General features: G+C 66.0%; 13 protein-coding genes. 12 read left to right on the forward strand and 1 reads right to left on the reverse strand.

Features of this window, described 5'->3' with window-relative positions; genetic code table 11:
• Positions 1 to 621 precede the first annotated feature (621 nt).
• From ASG95_RS07415 to iolG, 11 genes are all read left to right on the forward strand, one after another.
• Positions 622 to 2289, forward strand: a complete 1668-nt coding sequence (locus tag ASG95_RS07415; RefSeq protein ID WP_235543567.1) for a helix-turn-helix domain-containing protein — start codon at positions 622 to 624, stop codon at positions 2287 to 2289.
• Positions 2290 to 2515: 226 nt separating this feature from the next.
• A complete protein-coding gene (locus tag ASG95_RS07420) occupies positions 2516 to 3463 on the forward strand; it encodes a C-terminal binding protein (protein WP_057377061.1) in 948 nt (315 codons plus the stop codon).
• Positions 3464 to 3566: 103 nt separating this feature from the next.
• Positions 3567 to 4760 (forward strand): aspartate aminotransferase family protein, encoded by a 1194-nt coding sequence (locus ASG95_RS07425; protein WP_235543568.1) that lies wholly within the window; start codon positions 3567 to 3569, stop codon positions 4758 to 4760.
• 17 nt (positions 4761 to 4777) lie between these two features.
• Entirely contained in the window at positions 4778 to 5662 is an 885-nt protein-coding gene (locus ASG95_RS07430; RefSeq protein WP_057377063.1) for a fumarylacetoacetate hydrolase family protein, read from the forward strand.
• Positions 5663 to 5727: 65 nt separating this feature from the next.
• On the forward strand, positions 5728 to 7818 hold the full coding sequence (locus tag ASG95_RS07435; RefSeq protein ID WP_057377064.1) for a hydantoinase/oxoprolinase family protein: 2091 nt from the start codon (positions 5728 to 5730) through the stop codon (positions 7816 to 7818).
• 1 nt (position 7819) lies between these two features.
• Positions 7820 to 9583 carry a hydantoinase B/oxoprolinase family protein gene (locus ASG95_RS07440; protein ID WP_057377065.1) on the forward strand — a complete coding sequence of 588 codons (1764 nt, stop codon included), beginning with the start codon at positions 7820 to 7822 and terminating at the stop codon, positions 9581 to 9583.
• An 80-nt stretch (positions 9584 to 9663) separates the two neighbouring features.
• On the forward strand, positions 9664 to 10806 hold the full coding sequence (locus ASG95_RS07445) for a Gfo/Idh/MocA family protein (protein WP_057377066.1): 1143 nt from the start codon (positions 9664 to 9666) through the stop codon (positions 10804 to 10806).
• A gap of 4 nt (positions 10807 to 10810) precedes the next feature.
• Positions 10811 to 12346 (forward strand): PucR family transcriptional regulator, encoded by a 1536-nt coding sequence (locus tag ASG95_RS07450; RefSeq protein ID WP_057377067.1) that lies wholly within the window; start codon positions 10811 to 10813, stop codon positions 12344 to 12346.
• 113 nt (positions 12347 to 12459) lie between these two features.
• A complete protein-coding gene (iolD, locus tag ASG95_RS07455) occupies positions 12460 to 14418 on the forward strand; it encodes a 3D-(3,5/4)-trihydroxycyclohexane-1,2-dione acylhydrolase (decyclizing) (RefSeq protein ID WP_057377068.1) in 1959 nt (652 codons plus the stop codon).
• Positions 14419 to 14519: 101 nt separating this feature from the next.
• The gene (locus ASG95_RS07460) at positions 14520 to 15875 is read left to right on the forward strand and encodes an aldehyde dehydrogenase family protein (protein WP_057377069.1); all 1356 of its coding nucleotides are present in this window, start codon (positions 14520 to 14522) and stop codon (positions 15873 to 15875) included.
• 81 nt (positions 15876 to 15956) lie between these two features.
• Positions 15957 to 16967 carry an inositol 2-dehydrogenase gene (gene iolG, locus ASG95_RS07465; protein ID WP_057377070.1) on the forward strand — a complete coding sequence of 337 codons (1011 nt, stop codon included), beginning with the start codon at positions 15957 to 15959 and terminating at the stop codon, positions 16965 to 16967.
• A gap of 112 nt (positions 16968 to 17079) precedes the next feature.
• Here iolG and ASG95_RS07470 read toward each other — a convergent pair whose 3' ends face one another.
• Entirely contained in the window at positions 17080 to 18225 is a 1146-nt protein-coding gene (locus ASG95_RS07470) for a Gfo/Idh/MocA family protein (RefSeq protein WP_082592417.1), read from the reverse strand.
• 185 nt (positions 18226 to 18410) lie between these two features.
• Here ASG95_RS07470 and ASG95_RS07475 point away from each other — a divergent pair, with 185 nt between their 5' ends.
• Positions 18411 to 19181, forward strand: a complete 771-nt coding sequence (locus ASG95_RS07475; RefSeq protein ID WP_057377071.1) for an SDR family NAD(P)-dependent oxidoreductase — start codon at positions 18411 to 18413, stop codon at positions 19179 to 19181.
• The last annotated feature ends 41 nt before the right edge of the window (positions 19182 to 19222 follow it).

Below are 19222 nucleotides of genomic sequence, written 5' to 3' on the forward strand. Positions count from 1 at the left end.
GCAGGGTCGGGCACGTGCGACGCGGTGCCTATCAAGTAGGCGCAGCCGGGATCGGGCACGACCCGCCGTCCCGCCAGGCGACTCGGACGTGTCTGCCGACACGGAGACCTATTGCAGACAGGGCAAGAGCCTTGATGGCTCTCCAGCAGCTGCGCGGTCTACTGACGATCATCGACGGATGCGGAGGTCGATTACACCGGTCGCCGGTGCCTCGGAACAAACCGATCGATGCGGGGTGTGTCGCGCTGAGTCGGCTGCCGCCCAGTTGCGGCCTAGGTCGTCCAGCCCGGGCTTGCCCGGCAGATTTTGTCTGGTGGTTCCTCCTGACAAACGTAATTCTCGCGCGGGTCAAGAAGGGCGACCTTGATCAAAGCCCCAATTCGAGACCAACTTTTTGGGTATATCCACTAGACACAACCAACCTAACACCTGTTAGGTTGGGGCGCAGCAAAACCACTAGGAGTCGCCATGGTGTCTGTCGCAGCCCTTCCTGATCGGTCTCACGCTGGCCGCACTGTTGCCCAGATTCGGGACCGCTTCCAAAGCCACGAATCGGACGACCTCACTGGCGTTCGTCCTTCGGTGGCGCGCTCGTGGCGTAGAAGTCGGGCGGCGGGAGTGGTGCCTCACATCGACAAGGGCTACCTCGAGGAAGGCCGGGTCGACGAACCGACCGTGCTCATCGCAGAGCCGCACCTGCGCCGGTTGGATGAGATTGCTAAGGACATCGGTGGGTATGTGAGCCTGACGGCCCCAAACGGCACCTTGGTCAACCCCAGCTACCTGCGCCAGGTCGAGGACTTCCCCGACGGCTACTCGCTTCTCGAAGCGAGCTGCGGGAGCAATGGTGAGGGCATGGCGCTAGAGGAAGGGCGCGGAGTCTGGCTGGCACCGGAAGAGCATTATCGCGAGGACATGTGGGGCAACTGGTGCTTCGCATCGCTCGTGCGCGATCCCCTCCACAACCGCGTTCGCGGCGTCATCGGGCTCACCTTCCCGGCAAGCCGGGTCCGTGACCTCGACCCATCGTCCACACTGCTGATGCTCGAGGGCATCGCCTCTCGCGTCGAACGTGAGATCGAGACCCGGATCTCCGTTCGAGAGCGCGCCCTCCTTCGCGAGTACCTCACCGCGTCACGGCGGCGTGGCGTCGCCGCCGTGGTGGCCACCGACGGAAAGCACTCCTTCATGAACTCCGCGGCAATGACCACTTTGCAGGGTGCAGATCTGGCGATCCTCAATGGCTATGCGACCGGGGTCTTGACGTCCGGCGCTGCCACCAACGTCGAGGTGATGCTGGCCGGCACTGGTGTGTCCACCATCGAAATCTCACCGATTGCCCTGCAGCCGAACCAGTTCGGGGCGGTTGCGGTGGTGCGTCCTCGAACAGGCCTGCGCGGCCGAGACGCGGTCGTTGCGCAGACTTCGACGGTCGGCGCGCCTGCGATCAGTGAGTCCGCAACCAGCGATCCCACGGCCAACGAGCGGTTGAGGAAGCGGCTGCACGGGCAGAGCGTCGCATTCGAGCGTGCTCTGGCCGCGGCGCAGTTCGCGATCGAGCGACACCGATCCGTAGTCATCATCGGCGAGCCGGGAAGCGGCAAACGATGTTTGGCGGAGGCGATCGCAGCGTTCCAGGAATACGTCATCCGAATCGATGCGCGAGACGCCGCGACCCGTGTTGCCGGGGTAGTAGAGCAGGCTCAACACGAATCCAGCGATGCGTCCCGTGCTCTCCTGCTCGCCCACGCCGACGAACTCAGCGCTGTGCAGGCTCGCGCCCTCGCCGCGCACCTACGTAGCCATACGCGCACCACCGTTGTCCTCACAGCCCAAGCCTCGACGGATGTCGTCCAGGTCATCACGGACGCCTGCGAGGCGATGGAGATCCCCGTGATGCCCCTTCGACGCCGGCGCGAGGACATCGCGCTGCTGGCCAACGCCATGGCCACCGACGTGGGGGAGCGACGTCTCTCCCGCAAGCTAGTGACGACCCTGACCAATGCCGACTGGCCGGGAAACATAGGCCAGTTGCGTCACGTCGTGATGGACGCGGCCGAGCGCGCCCGCGGCATCGAGGTGAATGAAGACGACCTCTGTCCGGGGCTGCACCGCAAGCTAACGAGCGGACGACTGTCGCGACTGGAGGACGTCGAACTCGCCGAGATCCGCCGAGCCCTTCGCGAGGCCGGCAGCAACCGCCGGCTCGCGGCCGAGATCCTTGAGATAGGACGCTCCACCCTTTACCGGCGAATGGACTATTTCCGCGGTCGCGGCTTCGAGCTGTAGGAGCCCGGCGCCCTCTCCCATCCTGCTCGTCGGGTCGATTCGTCATGCCCGGATGCAGTGGCGTGGGTGTACCGATCTGGCACGGACTTTGCCGTTCCACCCGCGCTCTACTTGAGGAAAGTCCCCAAGAGCCCCTGCAAGACGGCCCCGGGGGCAGAACGAAGCCTGACCTCAAGTCGCCGCCACGCGGCGCCGTCAGACCACAAAACGAACAGGACGACAGAACATGAGCGGCGACGGCCAGGGGACCATTCTGGTGGCTCCCCACCACTTCCCGGATCTCAACCGCGAGCGTGCGCTCGCCGACGAGCTCGAGTACGAGCTTGTCGCGGCTCCCGATGTCGACGCGTTCCGCGCAGGACTTCCTCAGGCCGAGATCGTGATGGTCACCCCGTACGCGCGGCTGACCGCCGAGGAGTTCCCCGTGATGACCAAGTGCCGTGCGGTCATCCGCTACGGCATGGGCTACGACAATATCGACGTCGCCGCCGCGGCCCAGGCGCACATCCCCGTCGCGATAGTGCCAGGTACCGCCTCCGAGGAAGTCGCCTCACACGCCTTCGCCATGGCCCTGACGCTCGCCCGCCGGATCCCAGCCGGGGACGCCGCCATTCGCGACAACGCTTGGGCCGGCATCATCGGTTACGACACCCCGGTGCTCTCCCAACTCGAGGTCGGGGTCGTCGGGCTCGGACGCATCGGACAGCACGTCGCGCGGATGTTTTCCGCCGTCGGCGCGCAGGTCCGCGGATACGACCCGTTGGTCACGGAGGCACCAGTCGAGCTCGCGAGCCTGGACAGCATCCTGGAAGAGTCGGACGTCATCTCGCTGCACCTGCCCCTCAACGACGACACCTGGCACCTCGTCTCCGCAGATGTGTTGGAGCGCATGCGCAAGGGCGCGGTCATCGTCAACGTGTCCCGCGGAGGGTTGATTGACGAGGAGGCACTCGCCGAAGCCCTCGTTTCCGGCCACATCGCCGGCGCAGGCATCGACACCTTCTCCCAAGAGCCCTTGGCCGCCGACCACCCGCTCCGTTCGGCGCCGAACACCATCCTTACCCCGCACATCGCCTGGCGCTCGAACCGCTCGACTGGTGCCCTGCAAGAGGGCGCCGTGGCACGGGCGCGGCTGGCCCTCACCGGACAGCCCCTCATCGATCTCGTGAACTGAACCTGGAGAAAACGAAGTGACAACGACGTCTGCGACTAACGAGGCCGCTGGCAACGACTCAGTAGGAGATCCTCACCTGCGCCGAGGACCTCGCGGCTACCCCTTGCTGCCTGGAGGTTACGGTCGCTCCACCTACTACACGGGTCAGCCGAGCCCATACGCCGTCCGCGGCGAGGGATACAAGGTTTGGGACGACCGTGGCCATGAGCTGATCGACGCGAACAACAACTTCACGTCGCTCATCCACGGAAACGCGCACCCCGCGATCACAGAGGCAGCCTTCACGGCTCTCTCGTCAGGAGCCAGTTGGGGGATCCCGAACCTGTACGAGTGGGAGTTGGCGGAGTTGCTTCTTGGCCGCCTTCCGCACCTTGACCAGGTGCGCTTCACCAACTCGGGCACCGAAGCAGTTATGTCGGCGATTCGCATCGCGCGGGCCAGCACTGGCCGGGAGCGGGTCGTCGTTACGAAGGGCGGGTACCACGGCACCTCGGATGTCGCGCTCGTGCCGGGTGGCCCGAGTTACACGCGGGGAGTACCTCGGGGTGTCATTGAGGATGTCACCCCAGTGCCGCTCAACGACAGCACCGCCCTCCGTCGGGCGATCGAGTCGGAGCCAGACGCCTACGCGGCCATCATCTTGGATCTGCTCCCGAACCGGGCCGGTCTGCTGAGGATCACCGAGGAGTTCGTGCAAACGGCCCGCGACCTCGCAACGAAGCACGGGGTCGTCCTCATTATCGATGAGGTCATCAGCATCCGGTTGGGCCTCAACGGTTTCAGCGGCGAGTACGGCGTCGAAGCGGACCTGCTGACCACGGGGAAGACCATCGGGGGAGGCTTCGCCGTTGGCGCTGTTGTCGGCCTGGAGGCGCTCATGGCCGAGGTGGACCCAACACGGACCGGCAGCCTGCCGCACGGCGGCACCTTCTCCGGGAACCCGGTGAGCATGGCGGCCGGTGCCGTTGCCCTGCGTCTCTACCCTGAGACGGAAATCCAGCGCCTGAACGAGCTGGGTGACGGCGCACGTCGGTCGGTGAATGATCGAGTCGCCAGCGCTGGCTGGGAGATCCGTGGGAGCGGCTCCCTGCTGCGCGCCGTTCCGTCCGGCGCGGAAAAGGTCGCCGAGGACGTTCAGCATCGGCTGTGGTGGGAGTCCTACAAGCGAGGGCTGCTCGGGTCCCCGGCGAACCTGCTGTCGCTGTCGACGCCGATGGATGCCGCAGTCGTCGATGACATCGCTGATCGCTTGGCTGATGCTGTCCTGGCCGTCGCCCACGACGCCCCTCGCGGCTGACGGAAGAAGGCACTCAGATGAAGATCGTCTCCTACACGCACCCGTCAGGAACGCGAGCGGGCGTGCTCGTCGGCGATGTGGTCTACGACCTGTGGCGGCTCCTCGACGATACGGACAGTGTGCGCGGGGGCACCGTCCGCCAGTTCCTCGACGCGAGTGGCCACGAACTCGCCGAGCTCTCGGCGAAGATCGACGAGCTGGTCCAAGTGAGGGACGCCGCGCGCGTCGGCCAACTCTCGGACGTGCACCTGACTTCGCCGGTCCCAGACCCCGCGAAGGTTCTGTGCGTAGGACTGAACTACAAGGACCACGTAGCCGAGACCGGCCGCGCGCTGCCCGAGTTCCCGGACGTCTTCGCCAAGTTCGCCTCGACGATGGTCGGTCCGGAGGATCACATCGAGGGGTCCGACATCACGGCAAACCTCGACTTCGAAGGGGAGGTCGCAGTCGTCATCGGGCGCACGGCACGCCGCGTCTCGGAGGATGAGGCCTTGGACTACGTGGCCGGCCTGGCGCCGCTGAATGACATCACCGCACGCGATCTGCAATACCGAGGAACGCAGTGGCTGGCCGGGAAGTCCGTTGACCGCTCCACACCATGGGGTCCTGCCCTCGTCACGCTCGATGAGGTCGGCGACCCGCAAAACCTCGACTTGGTGACCAGAGTCAACGGCACCGAGATGCAGCGATCGAACACCCGGCACCAGATCTTCCCCATCGCGCGGATCATCGCCTACCTGTCCAGCTTCCTCACCCTCCAGCCGGGTGACGTCATCGCCACGGGTACTCCCCAAGGCGTTGGAGCCAAGCGCACGCCTCCCATGTGGCTCAACCCCGGAGACGAGGTCGAGGTCGAGGTCGAGAGGGTCGGCCTGCTGCGCAACCGCGTCGGACCAGCCTGACAGCAACCCCCTCACTGCTTACGAGACATCCCCCGCAGATCGCACGACACAGAGTTGGACTACAGATGACTGAGCTTATCGCTTCCACGCCCGGAACCACCCGGTACCGCATCGCGGTCGACACGGGCGGAACCTTTACGGATGTCGTAGTCGGGTCCGACGGCGGCCAGATGGCCGTCGGCAAGGCCCTGACGACGTACGACCGCGTCTTCACCGGGTTCGAGGCTGCCGTGCGTCGTGCGGCGGAGTCGGTCGGGTGGGACGGACACGACGTGCTCAGCAAGGCGGACGTGATCGTCTACGGGACCACGCACGCGACGAACGCGGTCCTGACGGGCAAGGTGGCAAAGACCGCCCTACTCGTCACCGAGGGGTTCGCCGACACCCTCCTTCTGCGCGAAGGTGGCCGCCGGGACGCGTTCGACTCGAAGGCGGCCTACCCTGGCCCGTACATTCCGCGCCACCTCACGTACGAGATCACCGAGCGTATCAACGCCGAGGGTGAGATCCTGGAGGCCCTCGACGATGATCAGGCGCGCCGGGCGCTTCAGGGGCTGGCCGCGCAGAACGTCGAGGCGGTCGCCGTCTCGCTGCTGTGGTCGATCATCAACGACGTTCACGAGACGAGGCTCGGGGAGCTCATCGAGGAGATCCTTCCCGGAGTCCCATACACGCTGTCCCACGACGCGAATCCCACCATCCGTGAGTACCGCCGGTCGTCGGCCGCGTCGATCGATGCTTCGCTGAAGCCCCTCATGGCTGACCACCTCGGAAACCTGCGCGCCGACCTCCTCACCTTCGGTTTCGCTGGAGACCTACTCGTGGTCACGTCGGAGGGCGCAGTGCTTGACGTCGCCGATGTCCTCGACAGGCCGGTGCTCCTGCTGAACTCAGGACCGTCGATGGCGCCCCTCGTGGGCGCCGCCGCCGCACCTGACCAGGAGACGGTCGTCGTATGCGACATGGGCGGCACCACCTTCGACGTATCCCTTGTCGAAAGCGGCGTCGTGCGACACACGCGCGAGTCGTGGCTCGGGGAGCCGTTCGTCGGCCACCTGACGGGCTTGTCCTCCGTGGCGGTGTCGAGTATCGGCGCCGGCGGGGGCAGCATCGCTTGGATCGACGGGGGCGGTTTGCTGCGCGTCGGGCCGCAGAGTGCCCGCAGCACGCCCGGCCCCGCTGCCTATGGCCGCGGTGGCGAAGAGCCGACTGTGACTGACGCCTGCGTGGTACTCGGATACCTCGACGCGGCTGGGTTCGAGGGTGGTTTCGTCCTGGACAGGGACGCGGCCGAGCGAGCGATCACGTCCCGCGTGACTCGTCCGCTCGGAATGACGCTGCGGCAGGCTGCTCAGGCCATCCTTGACGTGTCAGCCAACCACATGGCCACCGCCATCCGTCAGGCCGCCTTGGAGCACGGCGTTGATCCGCGGGGTGCGCTCATCGTTGCCGGCGGCGGAGCCGGCGCCATGGTTGCTGCAGCCATCGGCACACTGCTCGAGGCACGAACCGTTCTGATCCCTGCTACAGCGGGCGTGCTCGCCGCGTACGGGGCGCACCGAGCCCCGATCGCCACGGAGTTCCTCTCGCCCCTCGCCAACGACACACGGTCCTTCGACTCGTCCTCGGCCTCGCGGGCCGTTTCTGACCTGAAGGCCAAGGCGGCGGCGTTCGCCGAGCGGTTCGACGGAGTCGGAGCCGAGGCGAAGTTCACGTACTTCGTCGATGCTCGATACCCCGGCCAGGCCTGGGACCTACGTGTGCACCTCGAGCGTGCCCCGGAGGTGTCGGATGCAGCAGGAGTGATCGAAGCCGCGTTCCACGAGGAGCACGACCGGCGCAATGGGACGAGCGACTCGAAGAGTCGCGTCGAGATCATCACCTGGGGGGTGCGGGTGGAAGTCCCGCGTCCGGACCAGCTGAGCGAGCCCGAAAGCTCTACCGGGTCGCAGGAGTCGCACCGCACCGACTCGATCATTTTCGGCGGCGAGGCGTACGAAACGCCCCGATACCGAGGCGTCACCCTCGGGCCCGGCGACAGGCTGGTGGGTCCCGTCGTCATCGACCTCCCCACCACCACCATCGTCGTGCCGCCCGAATGGGACGCCGAACTCGATGACCGCTCCAACATCTACCTCACCCGTAAGGAGGCCTGACATGCCCAGCGACTTCGACCCCGTCAAGCTCTCGGTGCTAGCCAATGCCTTCGACGGCATCGTGCGCGAGATGACGAATGGGCTGCTCCGATCGGCCCGGTCCTCAGTAATCAACACGGCACGGGACTTCTCCTGCGCCGTCCTTACCGCCGACAATCAGCTCCTCGCCGCTGCGGAGGGCGTGCCCGTCCACGTGTTCGGTGCAGGCCCCTTGGGCGAGGACATGATCGCCCTGCACGATGACATTCGTGAGGGCGACGCGTTCCTGCACAACGACCCTTACGGGGGCAACTCGCACGCGGCCGACCACTGCATCCTCGTGCCGATCTTCATCGACGGACGTCACCTGTTCACCGCAGTGACCAAAGCCCATCAGGCCGACTGCGGCAACGCAATTCCGACGACGTTCTCCCCGACAGCGCGGGACGTCTACGAAGAGGGAGCGCTGATCTTTCCGTGCGTACGCGTTCAGCGCGATCACCAGGATGTCGACGACATCATCCGCATGTGCCGTGCACGCATCCGCGTGCCCGATCAGTGGTACGGCGACTACCTCGCCTCGGTGGGCGCGTCGCGAATTGCTGAGCGTCGCGTCAACGAGCTCGCAGCGAAGTTCGGTGCCGACACCCTCATCGATTTCGTCGATGCATGGTTCGACTACTCGGAGCGGTTGGCCACTAGCGCGGTCGAGACGCTCCCCGAATTCGAGATGACCGGCACGTCATCTCACGACCCATTCCCCGGCACCGGCCCCGACGGGGTGAAGCTGCAGGCAACGATCACCGTGAAGCCGGATCAGGGACGGGTGACGATCGACCTGCGCGACAACCCGGACAACCTCCCCAACGGCCTGAACCTCACCCGAGCCACGGCCACGGGCGCGGCCTTGGCAGGCATCCTATCCGGTCTGCCGGTGAGCCTTCCGAGCAATGCGGGCACCTTCCGACGCTTCGACGTGCTGCTACGACAGGGGTGTGCGGTGGGCATTCCCCAGCACCCCTACTCCTGCTCATCCGGTACCACGAACCTGGCGGACCGAATCGTCAATATCGTCCAAGCGGCCTTCTCCCAGATCGCGGACGGCTATGGCACCGCTGAGGGCGCAACCGGCCAGGCGCCGGCGAAGTCAGTCATCTCGGGCATCGATGAGCGCAACGGCAACGCTTACGTCAACCAGATCCTGGTGGGGGGAGTCGGGGGTCCTGCCACCCCACATGTCGATGGCTGGCCCACCTATCAGCGCCCGGTCTGCGGTTCGCTGCTATACCACGACAGCGTCGAGGTCGACGAGCAAAGATACCCGATCCTTATCCACGAGCGCGTGTTGGTCGCCGACACAGGTGGCGCCGGTCGTCAGCGCGGTGGACTCGCGACAAGAGTCACGATCGAAGCGCGCGACGACGACCTGACCATCACCTACGGGCTCGAGGGCAAGTTCAACCCCCCGAAGGGTGTGCGCGGCGGTGCCGGTGGCTCCGTTCCGCAGGCATGGGTCGTCGCAAGCGACGGCAGCCGCAAGGAGATCCCCGTTGTAGGACGCTACGACATGCTCCGAGGCGAGCTCGTAGTGTCCATCACGCCGGGCGGGGGCGGCTATGGCGACCCCCTCGAGCGGGATGTCTACGCAGTGCTGGACGACCTGCGCGAAGGCCGGGTGTCCCCGGGCTCGGTGCTGGCCGACTACGGCGTTGTCATCAGCCAAGACGTGGTCGACATCGGCGCGACCCAGCGGCTTCGTGAAGAGAAGGCTGCGGCCCGACCCTGAGCGCTCGCGCCCCGGCGCGCACACCCAGCGGCGTCCTCACCCTTCGACCCCTCCAACCCATCCCGCAACGGAGCACACAAATGGATCCCATTCGCGTCGGCGTCATCGGCGTCGGCAACGTCCTGAACCAGTACCTCGACAAGATCGGCGTTCACCCGGAAGTCAGCATTGCGGCGCTCGCGGACGTCAACGCCGCGGCGGCTGCCGCACGTGCGACCGAATACGGCGTCAAGAAGGCTCTGTCACCCGAGGCCCTCCTTGCTGACCCGGAAATCGAGCTGGTCCTGAACCTGACACCGCCCAATCTGCACGTGCCAGTGACGCTCGCAGCCATCGCCGCCGGTAAGCACGTGCTGTCAGAGAAGCCGTTCGCGACGTCGCTGCAGGAGGCACAGCAGATCCTTGACGCCGCAGGACAAGCCGGGCTGCAGGTCGGCTCCGCCCCGACCACGTTTCTCGGGTCGGGAATGCAGACCAGCCGCAAGCTGATCGACGACGGTTGGATAGGTGAACCCCTGGCCGCCTTCGGGTCGTTCGCCTGCCGTGGCTACGAGCACTGGCACCCCAACGTGGACCCCTTCTACAGCCCTGGTGCCGGTCCCATGCTCGACATCGGCCCCTATCTCGTGACCAACCTGATCAACTTCTTCGGCCCGGCACGCCGTGTCGCGGCCAGCGCGCCCAGGTCCTCGGAAACGCGTCCGCGTCCATCTGCGGCAGGGGTGTACGACGGCGTCATCCAAATCAACACCCCGACGCACGTCACCGGCACGATCGAGTTCGAGTCGGGAGGGGTCGCCACCGTCATGGTCAGCTGGGACGTTTGGAACCACAACCTTCCCCACCTCGAGATCTATGGCTCAAGTGGATCGCTGGCCACGCCGAACCCCGACCACTTCTCGGGTGCTCCAGTTCTACGCCGCGGCGAGCCCCGCGACCTCGCGCTCGACATGACACCCCCTGGCGGCGGCGACTGGCGCGCCACCTCGCTCACGCACCGAGACGACGCCTACCGAGGTATCGGCCTGGCGGAGTTCGGCTATGCCGTCCGTCACGGACTCGAGCCGCGAACCGGCGGCGCATTCGCTTACCACGTGCTCGAAATACTGCTCGCCTTCGAGAAGTCCGCCGCCCGCGGCCGCCACATCGATATCACGAGCACCTGCGAACGGCCCAGGCCGCTGCCCTCGGTGGGGCCCCAAGAGCCGTACAGATTCGACTAGGCCCATGGCGGCGGGTGGCGAGCCCGGAACCGGCCGTGAGTTCCTCACGATCGGCGACCTCATCGCTATGCCCCACCTGGGTCTCGAAATGGTGGCAGGCCACGGCGGCGCAGAGAACGCCGTCCTGTGGACCCACACGTCCGAGCTCGCTGAGCCCGGGCCATGGCTCGAAGGGGGTGAACTCCTAATCGTCAACGGGTTCGGCATTCCGCCGACCGGCCCTGCACAAGCCAAGTACATCGAGAGCCTGTCCCGGTATCGCCTCGCCGGGATCGCCATCAGTGTGCGTTCGCCGGACCTGACCCCCGAACTCCTGGCGGCGGCTGACCGATGCAACTTCCCGGTGCTGAAGATCCCGCGTCAGGTTCCGTTCATTGAGTTGTCATACCTCGTTGCGAACGCGAGTGACCGATCCGCGCGAGGGCGGTTGTCGCGTCACCTCGAGATCTTCAAGACGCTACGGCTGCGCAACAGTCGCGGCGGTGACGTGGCGACCATCTACGCCCAACTCGAGAAGGTATCCGGCTACCGCCTGTCCGTCCTCACACCAACATGGCGACCGCTCCTGAGCCAATGGCCGCGCGTGCCAGCCGGGGTCGCGCTCAACCCCCAGATGGCCGGTTCGACCGAACTGCAGGTCATCGACGGCGGCTTCATCGTCCCCATGGTGGTGGGCGACCGCGTGACCGCATACCTCGTGGGCCTGGAGCACTCAGACGCCAAACCTGGAGGTCTGGCCGCCCTCCAGCACGTCAGCACTCTCGCCGTGCTCGACGCGATCGATGACCAGCGACGTCGCGAAGCACTGCACCGAGAGGGAGGTGAACTGTTCGCCCAGGCGCTGGATGAGCGCGCGGACCTCGATGAGCTCGCGAAGCGCTTTGTGGCATTCGGCCTGGACTCCGGAGCTGGCCCGCGGGTTCTGGCCTTCGCCGAAGTGAGCGCCGAGGCGGACGGATCCGTGCCGACCGAGCTGACCGTCCGCGACTGGATGGCAGATCGCGACATCCCCCACCTCCTGATCAATCAGGAGCATCTGGTGGCGCTCGCCTTGTGCAACGACGAGGAGCTTCGAGCCCTCGTCACGGATCTCGAACTCTCCATGGGCGTCAGTTCCCGAATGACGGGGCTCGAGGACCTCCGCCGCATGCGGCGGCAAGCGGTCTGGTCCCTCAGCGTCGCGATGCAAGCTCCCCAACCGAATGTCGTACTCGCGGAACAGCAGCTCGGCCTGGCACGGTGGCTCAACCCGGATCTCGAGACGGTGCGCCACCTGGCCGGCGAGGCCCTGCACCCGCTTCGGGAGTACGACACCGCGAATGGATCGGAACTGGTGAGCACCCTCGCCGTGTACTTCCGGCACCAAGGCCGTCTACGCCCGGCGGCCGAGCAGCTGTTCATCCACGAGCACACCCTGACCTACCGCTTGAAGAGGATCGAGCAACTCACGTCAAAGGACCTCAAGAGCTACCGAGACGCATTCGAGCTGTGGCTGGCGATCGAGGCGTTGCCAATGGGCGACGGCAGCGAGCACGAGTAGGTGCCCCCGTGTCAATCTGGCACACCTGCGACCCGCCGCACGGTGAAACCCTGAGCGCTTGAACGACTCGAACGAGAACGTCGACGTCGATCCATGAACTGAGGAGCAATTGCATGAGCAGCACAGCGGCCGTCGACAGCCGAACCCAGGCCCACCTCACCGGCGTGCGTCGACGTACCGTCGCCCAGGCCGTCGTCGAGTACCTCCAAGTGCAGTACAGCGAGCTGGATGGGGAACGTCGCCGACTCATTCCCGGGCTGTACGGGATCTTCGGCCATGGCAACTCGGTGGGACTGGCTCAGGGCGCTGATGAGTACGGCGTCGACTTCCCCCACATCCAGGGCAAGAACGAGCAGTCCATGGTCCACGCCGCGATCGGGTACGCGCGCGCCACGAACCGGGCCGCCACCTACGCCTGCACCGCATCGGCCGGACCAGGCTCGACCAACATGGTCACAGGCGCGGCGACGGCGACGACGAACCGTCTCCCCGTCCTGCTGTTCCCGGCCGACATCATCAACAACCGCAAGGGTGACCCGGTCCTGCAGCAGATCGAGCACCCCATCGAGCGCGACGTCTCGGCCAACGACTGCTTCCGTCCGGTGGCCCGCTACTTCGACCGCATCACGCACCCGGCACAGCTGCTCTCGACGCTCCCCGAGGCGATGCGCGTGCTCACCGACCCGGTCGAGACGGGCGCGGTCGTCGTCTGCCTGCCGCAAGACGTGCAGGGCGACGAGTTCGACTTCCCGGAGACCTTCTTCGCTCCGCGCATCTGGCCGATCCGTCGGCGCCCCGCCGCTGAGGATGAGATCCTCGACGCGATCGAGATCATCCGTTCCGCCAAGCGTCCGATCATCATCGCGGGTGGCGGCGTGCGGTACTCGAGTTCGCGCGACGAGCTCGCGACGTTCAGCGCCGAGTTCGGCATTCCCGTCGCGGAGACCTTCGCCGGCAAGGGCAGCGGTCCTATCAGCGAACTCAACGTCGGTGGGCTCGGCGTGACCGGTACCTTCGGCGCCGACCAGCTGGCGGACCAGACCGACTGCGTGATCAGCGTCGGCACGCGCCTGCAGGACTTCATCACCGCGTCGCACTCGCTGTTCCAGAACCCCGACGTGCGGTTCGTGCACCTCAACGTCAACTCCTTCGATGCGCACAAGATGGGCTCCTTCCCCGTCGTCGGCGACGCGAAGCTGTCGCTCACGGCGATTCATCAGGGGCTCGCCGCCGCGGGCTACCACGCCGAGGCGTCGTATACCGATGCCATCGCGGCCGCGCAGAAGGCCACGGCGGAGCGGCTCGCACACGATCTGCAGGTGTTCCCGGGCGAGATCATGAGCCAGGCCCAGGTCGTGGCAGCCCTCAATGCGCATACGGGCGCCGACGACACTCTCGTGCTCGGCTCCGGCGGTGTCGTCGAGAGCATCCACAAGGCGTGGGACGCCTCCAACCGCACCGAGATCCACTTCGAGTACGCGAACTCCTGTATGGGCCACGAGATCCCCGCCGGACTCGGTGCTCGGCTGGCTCGGCCGAAGGCTCCGGGAGACGTCTTCGTGCTCATCGGAGACGGCACGTACTACATGCAACCCACGGAGCTGATCACTGCTGTTCAGGAGCATCTGAAGATCATCGTGGTCGTGATCGACAACAGTGGACACCAGTGCATATGGCCGCTCCAGGTCGCCAAGGGCGGAGCGGGGCACGAGTTCGGAACCCAGCTTCGCGAGCGCAACGCCGCCACGGGACGGCTTGATGGGGCCGTCGTCCCAGTCGACATCGCCGCGAACGCCGCGAGCATGGGCGCCGCAGCTTGGTCGACCAGGACGCTGGCGGAGTTCGAGGCCGCCCTGCTCGAGGCCCGCGCCGTCGAGGGTCGCCCGGCCGTCGTCGTGGCTCACACGGAGCCGTGGCGCTACCTAACTGGCAACGGCACCTTCTGGGACGTCGGCGCCGCCATGACCTCGGAGCGCCCAGAGACGCTGGAAGCTGGAGAGAAGCACCGCGCCGGCCGCCAGACACAGCGCTACTACGGCGCGACCGTCCCCCCTGGCGGCCAGGTCTTCTGACCGCTCGTCGCATGCCGGGGGTTGCACGCCGGCGGCCTCAGTGCAGGTTTGCGCCCGGGGCCGCCGGTACCACCCCACCAGCCCGATCCAAGGAGTTCAGCATGGGCACATTTGCCGTCACCGACCCCGCGACCGGTCAGGTCGTTGCCGAGTACCCCGAGGCGACCGACCAGGAGGTCGAAGCCGCCCTCGCGGCCACTCACAACACGTACCAGCAATGGTCCCGTTCTACGACCGTCGCTGAGAGGGCAGCGCTCGCTCAGCGCTTCTCCGAGCTCTTTATCGAACGCCAGCACGATCTCGCGGAGATCATCAACCGCGAGATGGGCAAGCCGATCCAGCAAGGAGTCGGCGAGATCGACTTTTCGGCCAAGATCGCAGCGGCGTTCGCCGCCAATGCGCAGGAGTGGCTTGCCGATGAGCCGCTCCAGGTGGCCGACGGCCTTCGCAGCTTCTTCCGCTACCAAGGCACTGGGGTGATCCTCGGCGTCATGCCGTGGAACTACCCGTACTACCAGGTGGCCCGCTTCGCCGTGCCCAACCTGATCCTCGGCAACACGGTCATTCTGCGCCATGCAAGCCAGTGCCCGGAGTCCGCGCTGGCTCTCCAGCAGCTCTTCCTCGACGCTGGTTTCCCCGAGGGCGCCTATGTCAACGTGTTCGCCACGCACGACCAGATCGGGGCGATGATCGCCGACGATCGGATTCAGGGCGTGTCACTCACAGGATCCGAACGGGCCGGAGCGAGCGTCGCCGAGCAGGCCGGCCGGGCCCTGAAAAAGTGCGTCCTGGAGCTCGGCGGCTCCGACGTCTTTCTCGTCCTCGACACCAGCGACCTAGACAACGCGGTCAAGCACGCCGTCGCCATGCGGATGGACAACACCGGCCAGAGCTGCAACGGCTCCAAGCGCATGGTGGTCGCGGACCAGTACTTCGATGAGTTCGCGGCCAAGTTCACCGCCGCGATCGGTGCGCAGTCTTACGAAGGCGGAGACTTCGGCCCACTATCGTCCGACTCGGCGACCAAGACGCTTACGGCCCAGGTCAAGAATGCTATTGAGCAGGGCGCGACGGTCCTGGTCGGCAACAACGAACCGACGGGCAACGTCTATACGCCCAGCGTCCTGGCAGACATCACCCCGAGCATGGACGTGTACAGCGAAGAGTTGTTCGGCCCCGTCGCGCAGCTCTACCGCGTCTCCACTGATGAAGAAGCAATTGCCCTCGCGAACTCCTCGCCCTACGGCCTCGGCTCCGTGGTCATCTGCGAGGACCTGGTGCGTGCAGAGCGTGTCGGTGACCAGCTTGAGGTCGGCATGGTCTTCGTCAATGCCGGCGGCCTCGGCGGACCGGACGTCCCCTTCGGCGGCGTGAAGAAGTCAGGTTACGGCCGCGAGATGGGCAAGGTAGGCATGCTCGAGTTCGCGAACAAGAAGCTCTACCGTTTCGCCGGCTGAAAGTTGAAGGTTGAAAGTCCACCACCAGCCCCCGCATGTGCGTAGACAGCCCCACCTCATACCAACAAGATGGAACATCAGATGACTCGACAGCGGCTGCGCTTTGGGCTGGTCGGCACCGGTCGGATTGGGCAGGTCCACGCGGCCGGTATCGCCGCAGAACCTGACGCTGAACTCGTCTGGGTGGCCGACCCGAACCTCTCTGGCGCGCAAGGTGTCGCAGCCCGCTATGGAGGAAAGCCGACGGACTCGACCGAAGAGTTGCTCGACGCCCGTGACATCGACGCCGTACTGGTGGCTTCACCAACTCCGACGCATCTCGCCTTGATCGAGGCGTGCATCGACGCCGGACTGCCAGTCCTGTGCGAAAAACCCATCGACTTGGACATCGCTCGGGTCGACAACCTGCGCACCAAGGTGGCGGGGAGCGCGGTTCCGGTCGCAATCGGCTTTAATCAGCGATTCGACCCTTCGTTTGCCGAGGCTCGTGCCCGGGTGACTGCGGGAGAGATCGGACGCCTTGAACAACTGTCGATCATCAGCCGAGACCCGGGCCCTCCCCCCGCGGAGTACATCGCTGTCTCCGGCGGCATCTTTCACGACATGACCATCCACGACTTCGATATGGCCCGGCACTTTCTGGGTGACATCGTCGAGGTGAGTGCAACCGGTGCGCAGCTCTTCGACGACGGTGCTCGCGCCCACGGCGACTACGACACCGTTGCGGTCATCCTGCGGGCGGCCTCGGGCGGCATCGCCACGGTCAGCAACTCGCGGCACACTGTGATCGGCTATGACCAGCGGATCGAGGCGCACGGGGCCAGGGGCATGATCCAGGTCGCGAACGCACCCTCGAGCTTGGTCAGTGCCTCCAACTCGCTTGCTGTGGAGGCCAAGCCGCCATACGTGGACTTCTTCCTTGAGCGCTACGCCGCCGCCTACGCCGGCGAGCTTCGAGAATTTATCAAGCTGGTGAGAGGCGAAGTGTCGGCGAGCCCGACCTTCGACGATGGACGCGCGGCATTGCTGCTCGCGAACGCCGCACGACGCTCGGCCGAAAAGGGTGCAATCGTTCGCATCGACGCCGAGTAGGGCGCGCACCCGTGGGCGGTGGGCATCTGGCGCGCCTGAAGGGGCGGAGATCGTTGATCTCCGCCCCTTCACCTTTTGCCGTCACACCCAGGAACCGTGACCGCCCTCAGGGTCACGTCTGAGTGGTGGTGACTCCCGTGACGGCGGGGATGTCGACCCACTGGCCCGAAGCGGCGCTTCGGAGGCACGCGTCGACGATCTCCGACGCGGACCACCCGTCGGCTGCCGACGGGGCGAGCTGGCGACCCTCCGCGATAGAACGCAGGAAGAGCGCGGCCTCGATGGTCTTGAGATCGTTGAAGCCGATACCTGGGCCGGCGTTGGGTTGGAATCGGCCGAACTCCCCGTAGGTGACGTCGGTCATCAGCGTGCGGTAGCCGCTGCCGTCGTCGGCCACCTCGAGCTGGTTCATCCGGTCGAAGTTCCAGCGCAAGGATCCCCTTGTGCCGTACACCTCGACGATGTACTCCGCGTGTGGACCGATGGCCACTCGGGTGGACTCGAGGATGCCAACGGCTCCGCCCTCGAAGCGGGTCAGCAACGCCGCGTAGTCCTCGTTCTCGACGTCGCGGAGGCCACCATCGGGCAGGGCCCGCTGGGGGATGAACTTCTCAGTGACGGCGTGCACCGAGCTGATGGGTGCCACAAGGAACTGCGCTAGGTCGAACCCGTGGCTGAGCACGTCACCGAGCACACCCGATCCTGCCTGGGCCTCCTCGTAGCGCCAGGTGAAGGGCTGAGTGGGGTCAGAGGCGTAGCTCGTGATCAGCCGGATCTGCAGGTTGGTGATGCGGCCGAGCGCGCCAGAGCGGATGAGATGACGGGCCCGCTCGATCGCCGGAGCGTGCCTGTAGTTGAAACCCACCGACGTCAGGAGGCCCGCGCCGGCAGCGCCTTCGGCGATCTCCCTCGACTCCCTGGCGTTGCGGCCCATCGGCTTCTCGATCCAGAAGTGCTTGCCGGCGGCGATGGTTGCCTGGGCGATCTCGTGATGCAGGTAATTGGGTGAGCAGATCGACACGACGTCGACGTCAGGGTGGGCGAGGACGTCACGGTAGTCGTCGGTGGTCTCGCGGTAGCCCAGCGCGTTCGTTGCGTGGGCGCGGCCCCGCTCGTCCGGGTCGGCGGCGATCACAAGCTCCGGGTGACGGGGCAGCTCCGGATAGAACTGGCGCGTTGCGAGGTAGGCACGGGAGTGCAGCCGTCCCATCCATCCCACCGAGATGAGGCCAACTCCAATGCTGTTCTGGTGGTGCACGGGTGACTCCTTGGTCTTGAACGTGGCAGCACTGCCCTACTGGGCGCGGCACCTGTGGTCCGCCTAGCGTAGGAAGGTTTCGGGGACTCCCGTTGTGTCAATGTGGAACAGCGCCCGATGTCGTCGCGCTGGTCTACTGACTTCGTCCGAAGCCACCCCTGAGCGCCTAAGGAGCCCTGCGACCGATGAGCGACCATGGCCGACCGCACCGAATCGACGTCGAAGGCGCGCGCGTCCTCGTGACCGGGGCCAGCTCGGGTGTGGGAGAGGCGACAGCGAAGCTCCTCGCAAACCGAGGTGCCACCGTCGCTCTCCTCGGGCGTCGCGTTGACCAGCTGCAGCGGGTCGCCAGCGACATCGGCCCGGCTGCGCACTCGGTTGCGGTAGACGTCTCCGATTCGGAGAGCGTTCAGGCGGCTGTATCGGCGGCGATTGAGGTCATGGGCGGGCTTGACGTCGCCATCAACGCCGCAGGCATTGCGAGTCTCGCCGCGCTGGAGGACCTCACGGACGCCGTATGGCGTGAGGTTGTCGAGACCAATCTCTCAGGGACCTTCTTCGTTTCACGAGCAGCCGGCTTGCACATGAAGGCGGCGGGTCGCGGGTCGATCGTCAACGTGGCCTCCGATCTGGCGTCGATGGGCGTCGCGGGCTTAGCCCACTACTGCGCGGCGAAGGCCGGCGTTGTCGGGCTCACCCGTGGCCTGGCCCTCGAGCTCGCCCCCATCGTTCGTGTGAACGTGGTATGTCCGGGACCAATCGACACCCCGATGCTTCGCGGCGGGCTGGACGAGGCCGATCCCGAGCGTTCCTTGCGGGAAAAGGAGGCCACCGTTCCGCTCAACCGACTCGCTCAGCCCGAAGAAGTCGCTCTCGCCATCTCGTTCCTCGCCTTCGACGGGACGTTCGCAACAGGGACCAGCATGGCGCTCGATGGCGGTACCTCTGCGGCCTGACGCCCACAGCCTTTCCATCGCAGTCCGTCAAAGGAGAACCG

Origin of the sequence: Phycicoccus sp. Soil803 (genome assembly GCF_001429685.1) — a bacterium.
In the GTDB taxonomy this organism is placed as follows: domain Bacteria; phylum Actinomycetota; class Actinomycetes; order Actinomycetales; family Dermatophilaceae; genus Pedococcus.